The following is an 11,957-nucleotide window of genomic DNA, read 5'->3' on the forward strand; positions in this document are numbered from 1 at the left end:
ACGAGTGATAGTTTAGTCGATCAAACATCATCCGTCAATCCGCCGTCCCGAAAAGGATCGGTTGTGTGTCGGGAAACGCGCGCGATGACGTACAATATCGGTATCAAAAAAGTTCACACGGGAGGGAACGCCGATGCGCCGGTTTCTTGTCGGTCTGGTTGTCTTCGTCTGCGCGGGGATCGTGTTCTTTCTCGCCGCGGAGACGCTCGGGGATCACTACTCCGGAGTCTTTCTGCGGGCGCGCATCGAAACGCTCCCGTCGCGGGACTACTCGCCGGAGATCGAACGACTGAGGGACGAACGCAGGCTCGAGGAGGCCTTCGAACTCGCCGACTACGTCTGCCGCGCGGAGGACATGCCCGGACGCGTGCGCGCGTGCGCGCTCCGCCGGGAACTCGACGGAGAACTGAACTCCTTCTGGGGAACGGTGACCCGCACGGTCCGGGGCTTCGTCACGGGCGACGGGACGACCGTCGCGGAAGTCACGGGGGCCGTCACTTCCGACATGCTGCTCTACGGGGACCTTCGCGACCTCACGAAGCAGGGCTACAGGGCGTGGACCGGCGGCGAAACCGATCCCGTCGTCGCGGCGCTCGCGGGCTTCGGTCTCGCGACGGAGCTCGTCGACGTCATCGACTGGGTTCCCGCGGTGCTCAAGGCCTTCCGCAAGCTCGGCGCGATGTCTCCGCGTTTCGCGGACATGGTCGTCGATATGGGACGGCGCGCGGCGAAAACGGGGAGAGCGGACGACGCGACGAAGGCCGTCATCGAGGGGATCGGAACGGTCGCCGGGAAGAATGGGCTCGGGGTCCCGCGCGCCGCGGCCGTCATGAAGACCGTCGAAACGGGCGAGGATCTCGCGACGCTCGCGAAGGGAGCCGCGAAAGCCCCCGACGCGGCCTATCTTCTCGTCAAAAACGGCGGCAGAAGCGGACTCGACGCCCTGAAGACGGCCGACGAGATTTCCGCCGGAACCGACATCCTGAAGCTCGCCGCGAAGAAGGGTCCAGATGGCGTCCGGACGCTCGGCGCGCTCCGCAGCGGAGGAGAGTACCGAAAACTCCTCGTCGTGTCGCGATACGCGTCGCGCCTGATCAAGGATCTCCACATGGGACGCGTCTCGGGTTGGATCCGGGGCGTCATGGGCTCGTCCCCGGGGGCAGTCTGGCTCGTCTGGGCGGCGCTCCTCGGAAGCATCTGGATACTCGGCGCACGCGGCGTCGCGCTCGCCCGGTGGGCGGGAAGGCGCCTGCGCCCGGACGGGATCTCCCTCGCGAAAGGACGGCATCTCCGCTGACGGAGCTCGCGGAACTCGACGAAATTCGGGGAGGGGACGCCATGGCGTGACGAATCGGACGGCGCGACCGGACGGAGGGGATCGCGGCGACGGCCCGAATCTCCTCTCGGGGTGGAATCTGACGGTTTTCGGTCATAAGGAGGGAGAACATGCGGCGTATTCGCGTTTCGGCGGTTGCGGTATGTATCCTCGCGCTGATCGCTGTCCCGGTTTTCGCCGGGGAAGTCGGAAAGATGACCCCGGCCAAGGAGGCCGCGATTGCGTGGCTCGACGGACACGCGAAAGTCGGACAGGACGTTGCGACCTACATCTGGAGCAACCCTGAACTGGGGCTCGGCGAGCACAAGTCGTCCGCCATCCTCCAGGAAATGATGAAGGCGGCGGGCTTCAGGGTCGAATCCGGCGTCGCCGGAATGAAGACGGCCTTCGTCGCGACGTTCGGCGACGGAAAACCCGTCATCGGAATTCACGCCGAATTCGATGCGCTTCCGGGCATCTCGCAGGCCGCGGGGATCGCGACCCCGAAGGCGGTCGTCGAAGGGGCTCCCGGACACGGGTGCGGGCACAACGTCTTCGGAACGTACAGCTGCATGGCCGCCGTCGCGATCAAAAACGCGATGGAGACGGCCGGAGTCAAGGGAACGATCAGGCTCTACGGAACCCCCTCGGAAGAGACCCTCGTCGGCAAGGCCTTCTTCGTCAGGGAAGGAATATACAAGGACGCGGACGCGGTGCTCTCGTGGCACCCCGGAACGGACAACGCCGTATCCTACGCATCGTCGCTCGCGATGGACAACTTCAAGGTCCGCTTCCACGGCAAGGCGTCGCACGCGTCGTCGGCTCCGTGGGCGGGGCGCAGCGCGCTCGACGCGGTCGAACTCATGAACATCGGAATGAACTACATGCGCGAACACGTTCGCCCCGAGTCGCGCATCATGTACTCGATCCCGGACGGCGGAAAGGCGCCGAACGTGGTGCCGCCGTACGCCGAAGTCTGGTACTTCATCCGGTCGCCGCAGTACAGAGGCGTCGAGGAGATCGTGAAGTGGGCGAAGAAGGTCGCAGAAGGCGCGGCGCTCATGACGGAGACGAAGATGGAGTTCGTCCCGATCGTCGGCGTCTGGCAGTACCTTCCGAACCAGGTTCTCGCGAAGGTCGGCTTCGCGAACGCGTCGATGATCGGCGTCCCGCCGTTCACGGACGAGGACGAGAAGATCGCCGAACCCTTCTCGAAGAGCCTGAAGGTCGAAAAGGGGCCGTTCCTCTCGCGCGAATTCCAGAAGTTCGACTACGACAAGCCGTTCGTCTGGTCGACGGGAGGCGGCTCGATCGACGAGGCGAACACGAGCTGGGTCGTCCCGATGGTGCGCTTCGGCGCGACGACGCTGGCGGCCGGAACGCCGGGACACTCCTGGCAGTCCGTCGCGCAGAACATCCTGCCGCCCGCCTTCAAGGGCGGCCTGACCGTCGCGAAGTACATGGCCGCGACTGCGCTCGACCTGTACGCCGACCCGAAGATCCTCGAGGACGCGAAGGCCGAGCTGAAGGCCTCGAACGAGAAGCACGGCCCGTTCGTCGATCCCGTGAAGGACGTCCCCCTGCCGACGTTCAGACTCATGCACAACGTCGAGGAGAGCCAGGTCCCGGTGCAGACGAAGGACATGCCGCTTCCCGACCTTTCGGCGCTGAAGTAACGGGCGCCTGACGGTCGCGCTGCAAAAGGGGGTCCGGGGATCCGTCTTCCCGGGCCCTCCTTTCCGGCGCATCCGGCGTAAAGCGTTTCGCCCCTCAGCGCCGGACGGCGGGAACGAGCGTTCCGTCGTTCCCGAGGACGAAGAGCGACAGGAGCTTCTTGAGTTCCGACGCGGCCTCCGACATCGCCTGGGCCTCCTGCGCGACGCCTTCGGCGGCTTTCGACGTACCCGCCGCCGCATCGTGGATTCCGATGATTCGTGACGTCATATCCTGCGTCGCGCGCGCCATGGAATCCATCGCGCGCCCCATCTCGCCGCTCGACGCCGCCTGTTCCTCCGCGGCCGAGGCGATGCTGCGGATCGCCTCGTCGACCTGCGCGATGCGCGAGAGCGCGTCTCTGAGCTGCTCGCGGGACGCCTCGGCTCCGGCGAGCGTCCGTTCCATGATCGCTCCGGCCTCCTGCGTGACCGAGACGGACGCCCCCGCCTCGGCCTGAAGCGTCGCGATGAGCCGGTTGACCTCCTGTGCGGAACGCGCGGATTCCTCGGCGAGCTTCCGGACCTCGTCGGCGACGACCGCGAATCCTCGCCCCGCCTCTCCGGCGCGCGCCGCCTCGATCGCCGCGTTCAGGGCCAGAAGGTTCGTCTGATCCGCGATCGACGTGATCGTCGTCACGAATCCCGAGATGTTCCTGACCGACTCGGTGAGGCTTCCGATCCGGGTCGCCGTTTCCTTCGACTTGTCGGCCACCTGATGGATCTCCCCGATGACCTCCGTCACTCGGTCCACGGCCTTTCGGGATACCTCGGCCGCCGTCACCGACGACGCGGCCCCCTCCGACGCCGCCTTCGCGACACTCGCCGCCGTCGACGCCATCTCCTCGACACCGGCATTCGACTGCTCCACGGCCGTGGCGTTCGCCTCCGCGAGAGAGGCAACCTGCTCGATGGACGCCTTGACCTCCTCCATCGAGGCGTTCGTCTCCCCGGAAAGAGACGCGAGCGTTTCGGCCCGGTCTCCGGTCGCGTCGGCCTCGTCCCTGATACGCCGAAGCGTGTCGGCCTGCGACCGGACCATTTCCGCGAGCGCGTCGGCCATGCGGCCGATGTCGTCGGACGTTTCCACGCCGAAGTCGCCGCGCGCGATCGTCAGGTCCCCGCCCTTCGCGCGACGCGCGATTTCGACGACGCGGCGGAGCGTGCCGGAGACGCGGCGAAGGCTCAGCGCGAAAGCGGCCGCCGAGACGAGAATCGCGGCGCCCGCGACCGCGAAAAGGCGCGTGATGGCGCGTCCGTTGCGATCTTCGGCTTCCTTTATGTCGGTTTCGGCCGTGTCGTCGAGAATTTCGCCGATCTCGTTGAGGCACGAACGGGCCGCGTTGAACGCGGTGTCGTCGCCGAAGCCGGGAATCTTCCCGATTTCCCCGGACGAGAGGCCTTTCGCGGCCGCGACGGCCGTGTCGGAAAGACGGACCCACTCCTCGAAACTCTTCTGAAACACGGCGTAGTTCTCGAAGACATTCCTGCCGCTCGACGCGTGCTTTCGCGACGTCCACTGCTCCCGATGCGCCTCGAGCGGAGAAAGCGCCTTCGCGACGCGCTCGCGCGTCTGGGCGACGTTTTCGGCATAGTCCTTCGCCTGCTTTTCGTAGTCCTTTCCCGCCCCGCCGACAATCAGGATGTTCCGCTTGGCGAGCAATCCCTGATACATATCCCGGTCCGCGTTCAGGATCAGGGAGTTCGGAACGAGATTCTCCCGGTACAGATCCTGAATGAGCCGGTCCGACGTATTTCCGAGCGACGAACGACTCATGAACGTCAGTCCGAACAGCGCGACCACCATCACGACGAGTGCCAGAGACAAAATGGAACGATAACCGAATGAACGGAACATGTGCCTCCTCCTTCCTGGATTCCCGTATATTCCCGGCATGTATTAATAAAATATGATACACATTATCCTCAGAGAAAAAAAGAGCCCCGGGGAGGCATCCGTACGGGAGGCCGCGGACTGGGATCTCGCCGACGGCCGGGGCGGATCTCTTTATGGCGAGGCGTTCGGCGACAATCCGGATGCGACGGATTGACAAAGAACTCTTTTGCGATAGCATGAGCAGGCATTTCGTGATGCTTCTCGTCCCGGGATTCCCGCGAAAGGAAAGGTGCTCGATGTTCAAGGCAGCGACACGATCGACGCTTCACGATGATATCCTCGCCCAGCTCTGCGAAGCAATCGAGCAGGAACAGTGGCCGTCCGGCTCGAGACTGCCGGCCGAGCTGGCTCTGGCGAAGCAGTTCGGGGTCAGCAGAAATTGCATCCGGGAGGTCATGAAGGTTCTGGCGAGTCGCGGCGTCGTCGAGGCGAGACCCGGCAGCGGAACGTTTCTTTCCGAAAACGCGAAGAACCTCCTGCGTTCCGCGCGCACACAGGGGTATATCTTCCAAAACGTCAACTTCAAGGAGCTCATAGAAACCCGTTGCCTCATCGAAGGGCAGATCGCCTATTACGCCGTCGTCAGGGGAACGGACGAAGAGTTTGCGGAGCTGGAATCCCTGCTGTACGACACGGACGATCCGGAGGCGCGGCGCGAGGCGCACCTCCGCTTTCACGCCACGATGGTCCGGATCGCGAAGCACAACCTGCTCGAGCGGATGTGGAAGACGATTCAGGACGAGATATCGGTCCAGAGGCGGGAGTCCGCCGAACTCTACACGAAGTGGAACCGGCAGGCGACCAATAATCTCGTGCGCAATCACAGCGAAATATTGCGATGTATCAGGAATCGCGACGCGGAATGCGCCAGGAACGCGATGATCGGGCATATCGCGACCGTCTGGCTCGAAATTTTCGGGTTTCCCCTGGATATGTAGGCCCCGTCGCTGCCGCCGATTCCCGGCGTGCGGCGAAAGCCGCCCCACGTGATTCCGGAGCCCCGCGGATGTTCCGCAGGGCTCTTTTCTTTCCCGGCAATCCCGTTTTTCCGGAGTTTTCCCGCCTCTCCACTTTCCTTCAGCACCTGCCGTTCGATCCCGAAAATATTTCGCGCTCTCACGAGGCCGTCGCAGGCAGGCATTTTGAATACATGACGAAATCGCGCTATTCCGTGTTGACAGAGCATTTTTCTGTGCTACTATGACGGAAAAATTGTAGAGTGGCTCAGCTGCATGGCTATCCTACAATTTTATTCCGGCAGCGAATCGCAGAAGGGAAGGCACGATATGCTCAAGGCCGCCACGCGGTCCACGCTCCACGAAGACATCCTCGCCCAGCTCTGCGGCGCCATCGAGCGCGGAGAGTGGACATCCGGCTCGCGATTGCCGAGCGAACAGTGTCTCGCCCTGCAGCTTGGCGTCAGCAGGAACTGCATCCGCGAGGTCATGAAGGTCCTGGCGAACCGACGCGTCGTCGAGTCGCGGCCGGGGCGCGGCACGTTTCTCGCGGAAAACGCGGGGGCGCTGCTGCAGGGCGCGCGGCAGCGGGAGTACATCTTCGGGAACGTCAACTTCAGTGAACTCATCGAGGTCCGCTGTCTCGTCGAAGGGCAGATCGCGTATTACGCGGCGGAGCGGGGGACGGACGAGGAGCTCGCGGAGCTCGAAATCCTGCTGACATCCGATATTCCGGACGTTGCGCGGGCGCATGTCCGCTTTCACGCGAGGCTGGCCCGCATCGCCCGCCACAGACTGCTCGAGCGGCTGCTCGATTCCATCCATAACGAAATATCCATCCAGCGGGAACACTACCTGAAATGGCGCGGACGCGCGATGGATGAGCTGACGCGCAACCATCTCGAAATCCTCCGGCGCGTCCGGGATCGCGATGCAAGAGGGGCGCGCGACGCGATGGTCGAACACATCTCCTCCGTCTGGACCGACCTGTTCGGCGTTCCATTGAATCTGCATTCATAGACGAAGAAAGGAAGTGTTTTCATGAAAATCGAGACGATGCTGCTGAGCCAGAAGGAGATCGAGTCGAACATCTCCATGAAAGACGTCGTGGAGTGCGTCGACAAGACGTTCCGAGGGATGGGCGAGGGGACCGTGGTCAATCCCACGAAGGTGAACCTCGACCTCGGCGAGACCGCGAGCTTCCCGGCCTACAACGGGTTCATGAACGCGATGCCGGCGTACATCGGCTGGTCCGACACGGCCGGAATCAAATGGGCGGGCGGCTTTCTCGGTGAGCGAAAGAAGCTCGGGCTTCCCTACGTCACGTCGCTCATCCTGCTGATCGATCCGCGCCTCGGGCACTTCCGCGCCGTCATGGACGGGGCGTACATCACGAACATGCGCACGGGAGCCCAGACGGCCGTCACCCTCAAGTACATGTACAAAAAAGGCAAGAACCTGCGCCTTGGCCTCTATGGCGCGGGAATGCAGGGGCACACGCAGACGATGGCGATCTCCGAACTCTTCGACATCACCGAGGTGCGCGTCTACGACATCGATCCGAAGGCGTCCGAGCGCTACGCGAAAGACATGGCCTCGACCGTGAAGGGAACGATCCACATCGCGAAGACGCCCGAAGAGGCCGCGGACGCGGACGTCTGCGTCTGCGTCACGCAGGCGAAGGACGAGTTCTTCCGCTACGAGTGGTTCCGGCCGGGCATGTTCCTCTTCCCGATGGGCTCGTATCAGGAGTGCACGGACGAGTGCATCCTGAAGGCGGACGCGATCGTCGTCGACCACATCGGCCAGACGCTGCACCGCGGCGCGCTCGGCAAGCTCGGCGGACAGGGGGCCGTCACGGAGAAGAGCATCTACGCGACGATCGGCGAGATCGCGGCCGGCAAGGCGAAGGCTCCCGAGGCCGGGAAACGTATTCTGTGCGTGCCGATCGGAACCGGGGCGATGGATATCGGCGTCGCGTCGCTCGCGTGGAAGCGCGCGACCGAGAAGAAGCTCGGGGGGACGTATTCGTTCGTGGAGTATTGATGCGCGCCTGAAACTGAATGATTCCGTACAGGGAAAGGAGCGATTCCATGCAACCGGGTTCCGTTCTGAAACTGCTCTGGAAGGGCGCCTACCGGATTCAGAGCGCCGTCAACGCCGTCCTTCTTCTGGGCGTCGTCCTTCTCGTGGTGGTCCAGGTGCTTCTGCGGTACGTATTCCGCGCGCCCCTCATGGGGATTGAGGAACTGCTCCTCTTCCCTGCGATCTGGCTCTATATGCTCGGCGGCGCGAGCGCTTCGTGGGAGCGCTCGCACATCGAGTGCGGCATCATGACGCTCTACATCAGGAGGCCGTTCACGATGAAGCTCTTCCGCCTCGCGAAGGCGATCTTCTCCGTCGCTATAGGAAGCTGGCTGCTGTACTGGGCCTACTGGTACTTCGCCTACGGGATGCGGGTCTGGAAGACGAGCGCCATCCTCAATATCCCGCTGATCCTGGGGCAGAGCGCCATCTTCATCGGAATGTCGCTGATGGTTCTCTACGCGATCGTCGAGCTTCTGGATTACTTCCGGGCGCTCTTCGTCGCCGACGGGGCCGGGAAGGAGGACGCGTCATGCTGACGATCGTGTTCTGGGACGTCGTCCTTCTCGTCGCGTTGCTGATGTTCAGCGTTCCGCTCCCGTACTGCTTCGGCGGGGCGCTCCTCTTCATGTCGCTTTTCGGCGACGTCTCGATGAAGAGCATGATGCTCTGGGCGTTCGATCAGATGATCAACCCGGTCCTTCTCGCGAGTCCCCTGTTCATTCTCGCGGGGATCCTGATGGGCGGGAGCGGCATCGCGAAAAAGCTGCTGGATTTTGTCGATGTCTTCATCGGGCACATCAAGGGCGGTCTCGGGGTCGTGTGCTGCGTCACCTGCGCGATCATCGGCGCGATCTCGGGAAGCGGCTTCACGGGCGTGGCGGCGACGGGACCGATCATGATCCCCCGGATGGTCGAGCAGGGATATCCCCGCGGCTTCGCGACCGCGTTGCTCGCGGTCGCCTCGATCCTCGGACTTCTGATCCCGCCGAGCGGCATCATGATCCTGTACGGATGGGTCACGGAAACGTCGATTCTCGCGTGCTTCCTCTCCACGCTGGTTCCGGGACTCCTGATCACGCTGCTGCTCTCGGTCGTCAACATGGTATGGGCCAGGAAATTCAACCTGAAGCTCGAAAGCCGCGACGTCATCCGGGAACGGCGCAAAGAGCTGGTCCCGAGAACGATCAGCGCGGCGCCGGCGCTCCTGATGCCCGTCATCGTTCTCGGCGGAATCTATGGCGGCGTCTTCACGGCCACCGAGGCGGCCGCTGTTTCGGCGGTCTACGCGATTCCGGTCGGTTTCCTGATCTACCGCGGCTTCGAGGGCGGAAACTTCTTCCCGCTTCTCCGCGGCTCCGCGTCGGCGATCGGCTCGATCATGACGATGATCCTGTTCTGTCTCATGCTGAGCCAGACCTACGTGATGCTGAAGGTGCCGCAGGCGATCGTGAGCATCGTCTACAGCCTGACCGAGAACCGAACGCTGCTGCTGATCATCATCAACCTCTTCCTGTTCCTGGTCGGAATGGTCGTCAACGACGCGACCGGAATGATCCTCGTGGCGCCGCTGCTGCTCCCGCTCATGAAACAGCTCGGCGTCGACCCGATCCACTTCGCCGCGATCATGGGCGTCAACCTCGCGATGGGGGGCGTGACGCCGCCGTACGCGAGCATCCTGTACCTCGCGATGCGGATCGGAGACTGCTCGTTCCAGGAGATCCTCGGGCCGACGCTGGCCTTCCTGATCTTCGGCTATGTTCCCGTCGTCTTCCTGACGACATTCTGGCCCCCGCTGTCCCTGTACGTTCCGAGACTCCTGGGGTACTGACGCATACGAAAGGGATGAAACCATGAAACGCATCACGATTCTCGGCGCGGGAAACGGAGCGCAGACGATGGCCGCCGATCTCGCGTCGAAAGGGCACGCCGTAACGCTGTACGAACACCCGGCCTTTGCGGACAAAATCCGGGATCTGAACGCGAAGGGCAATCGGATCGTTCTCACGAACGCCTTGAGCGCCGAAGGGCAGCTCCGCGCGGCGACGACGGATATCGCGTCGGCCGTCCATGGCGCCGAGATCCTGTTCTTCATCGCGCCGACCTTCGCGCAGACGCCGGTCTTCGACCTCGCGGCACCTCACTTCGAGGACGGCCAGACGCTCGTGATCATTCCCGGAAACTTCGGATCCTTCGCGCTCCGGAAGAGCCTCGCGGCGCGGGGCGGCGCGCGCATTCTCCTCGCGGAGGCGGACACGCTCCCCTACGCCTGCCGCCTCATCGAAAACGGCCGCGTCAACGTCTGGGGCGTGAAGACGCACGTTCGCATCGGAACGCTGCCCGGCGGCGATTTCGACGCCGTGAAGGCGCGGCTCGACGGCGTCTTCCCGGTCGGGATCGAGCGGCTGCCGAACGCGCTCGCGGCGGGGCTCGGGAACGCCAACCTCGTGGTCCACTGCGCGACGATGATCCTGAACACGGGGCGCATCGAGTCGGAGAAGGGAAACTTCCGTTTCTATACGGACGGCATGACGCCGGCGGTCTGCCGCGTCCAGGAGGCTGTCGACGCCGAGCGCCTCGCCGTCGCCGCCTCGTTCGGCATCCGGCTCGAAAGCACGTGCGAGCTGCTCCGGACGATGTACGGACTCGAGGGCGCGACGCTTCACGAGGTCCTGGCCGGAAGCCCGGTGTACGGATCGCACGGCGCGGACGCTCCGAAGGAGACGAAACATCGCTATCTCAGCGAGGACGTTCCGTACCTTCTCGCGCCGCTTTCGATGCTCGGTCGGATCGCACGCGTTCCGACGCCCGCGACGGACAGCCTCATCCTGCTCGCGGGGCTGATCAACGCGACGGACTACCGGAACGCGGGGTGGAGCGGGAACGCGCTCGGCATCGAAACGATGGCGAAGGACCAACTGCTGCGGTATATCGCATAGCGAAGGAGGAATCGTCATGTCCAAAGTTCTGCTGCTCGACGAAGATCAGGTTCGTTCGCTCATAAGCATGAAAGATGTCATCGACGCCTGCGAGAAGACGTTTCTCGGGATGGGGACCGACCGCGTTGTCAATCCCACGAAGGTCACGCTGGATCTCGGGATCGGCGGCAAGTGGCCCGGCTTCAACGCGAGCATGAACGCGATGCCCGCCTATATCGGCTGGCAGAATATCGCGGGAATCAAGTGGATCGGCGGCTGGTACGACAATCCGTCGAAGGCGCTGCCCTTCCTGAGCGCGATGATCCTGCTTCTGGAGGCCGAAACCGGAAAGTTCGTCGCGGCGATGGAGGGGAACTACATCACGGACCTCCGGACCGGGGCGCAGGCGGCCGTCGCGTTCAGGCACCTCTCCGGCGGCACGGTCAGGCGGAAGGTCGTCATGGGGCTCTACGGGGCGGGCGTCCAGGGACGGACGCAGACCGCGGCCTTTTCCGAGGTGTGCGACATCGAGGAACTCCGCGTCTACGACATCAACCCGGAGGCCGCGGCGAAGTTCAAAGCCGACATGGAGCGCCTCCTCCCCGGAAAGATCCGGACCTGCGCGGCCCAGAAGGAGGCGGCCGTCGGCTGCGACGTGGTCGTGACCGTTTCGCACGGCAAGGACAAATACGTGAGGAACGAATGGATCAAGCCGGGCGCGGTCGTTTTCCCGATGGGATCGAACACCGAGGCGTCGGACGAACTCTTGACGAGCGTTGACAAGATCGTCGTGGACCACATCGGCCAGACGATGCACCGCGGCGCGCTCCGGGACGTGGTCGAGAGCGGCAGAATCACGGAAAGGGACATCTCCGCGACGATCGGCGAAATCGTCGCCGGAAAGAAAAAGGGCTTCGACACCCCGCAGCAGCGGATCGTCTGCGTTCCCATCGGCACGGGGGCGATGGACATCGCGTCGGCGTACGTCGTATACCAGCGGGCAAAGGAAAAGGGGATCGGGACAAAGTTCTCGTTCGTCAACCGCTGACGGCTTCATACGGGCGACACGGATCA

Annotated in this window: 10 protein-coding genes; 9 read left to right on the forward strand and 1 reads right to left on the reverse strand. The window is 63.6% G+C overall.

Annotation, left to right across the window (positions count from 1 at the left end):
• Window positions 1-133 precede the first annotated feature (133 nt).
• Both ACZ5IU_RS06540 and ACZ5IU_RS06545 read left to right on the forward strand, forming a co-directional pair.
• A complete protein-coding gene (locus ACZ5IU_RS06540; RefSeq protein WP_464421391.1) occupies window positions 134-1,297 on the forward strand; it encodes a hypothetical protein in 1,164 nt (387 codons plus the stop codon).
• 149 nt (window positions 1,298-1,446) lie between these two features.
• Entirely contained in the window at window positions 1,447-2,991 is a 1,545-nt protein-coding gene (locus tag ACZ5IU_RS06545) for an amidohydrolase (protein ID WP_464421392.1), read from the forward strand.
• 94 nt (window positions 2,992-3,085) lie between these two features.
• Here the strand turns inward: ACZ5IU_RS06545 and ACZ5IU_RS06550 are convergent, their stop codons facing one another.
• Window positions 3,086-4,885, reverse strand: a complete 1,800-nt coding sequence (locus tag ACZ5IU_RS06550; protein ID WP_464421393.1) for a methyl-accepting chemotaxis protein — start codon at window positions 4,883-4,885, stop codon at window positions 3,086-3,088.
• 179 nt (window positions 4,886-5,064) lie between these two features.
• On the opposite strand from ACZ5IU_RS06550, the gene ACZ5IU_RS06555 reads away from it, so the two are divergent.
• The 7 genes from ACZ5IU_RS06555 to ACZ5IU_RS06585 all read left to right on the forward strand — a co-directional run bounded on the left by ACZ5IU_RS06555 (window position 5,065) and on the right by ACZ5IU_RS06585 (window position 11,931).
• Complete coding sequence (locus ACZ5IU_RS06555) at window positions 5,065-5,862, forward strand: FadR/GntR family transcriptional regulator (protein ID WP_464421394.1); 798 nt, start codon at window positions 5,065-5,067, stop codon at window positions 5,860-5,862.
• A gap of 348 nt (window positions 5,863-6,210) precedes the next feature.
• Complete coding sequence (locus tag ACZ5IU_RS06560; RefSeq protein WP_464421395.1) at window positions 6,211-6,900, forward strand: FadR/GntR family transcriptional regulator; 690 nt, start codon at window positions 6,211-6,213, stop codon at window positions 6,898-6,900.
• Between the two features lie 21 nt (window positions 6,901-6,921).
• The gene (locus ACZ5IU_RS06565) at window positions 6,922-7,926 is read left to right on the forward strand and encodes an ornithine cyclodeaminase family protein (RefSeq protein ID WP_464421396.1); all 1,005 of its coding nucleotides are present in this window, start codon (window positions 6,922-6,924) and stop codon (window positions 7,924-7,926) included.
• A 47-nt stretch (window positions 7,927-7,973) separates the two neighbouring features.
• Window positions 7,974-8,504, forward strand: coding sequence for a TRAP transporter small permease (locus ACZ5IU_RS06570; RefSeq protein WP_464421397.1), 531 nt, complete (start codon window positions 7,974-7,976; stop codon window positions 8,502-8,504).
• Window positions 8,498-9,796 (forward strand): TRAP transporter large permease, encoded by a 1,299-nt coding sequence (locus ACZ5IU_RS06575; protein WP_464421398.1) that lies wholly within the window; start codon window positions 8,498-8,500, stop codon window positions 9,794-9,796. The genes ACZ5IU_RS06570 and ACZ5IU_RS06575 overlap by 7 nt, the downstream gene beginning before the upstream one ends.
• A gap of 22 nt (window positions 9,797-9,818) precedes the next feature.
• A complete protein-coding gene (locus tag ACZ5IU_RS06580; RefSeq protein ID WP_464421399.1) occupies window positions 9,819-10,904 on the forward strand; it encodes an NAD/NADP octopine/nopaline dehydrogenase family protein in 1,086 nt (361 codons plus the stop codon).
• A gap of 16 nt (window positions 10,905-10,920) precedes the next feature.
• Entirely contained in the window at window positions 10,921-11,931 is a 1,011-nt protein-coding gene (locus tag ACZ5IU_RS06585; RefSeq protein ID WP_464421400.1) for an ornithine cyclodeaminase family protein, read from the forward strand.
• The last annotated feature ends 26 nt before the right edge of the window (window positions 11,932-11,957 follow it).

This window comes from Lactivibrio alcoholicus (genome assembly GCF_055390895.1).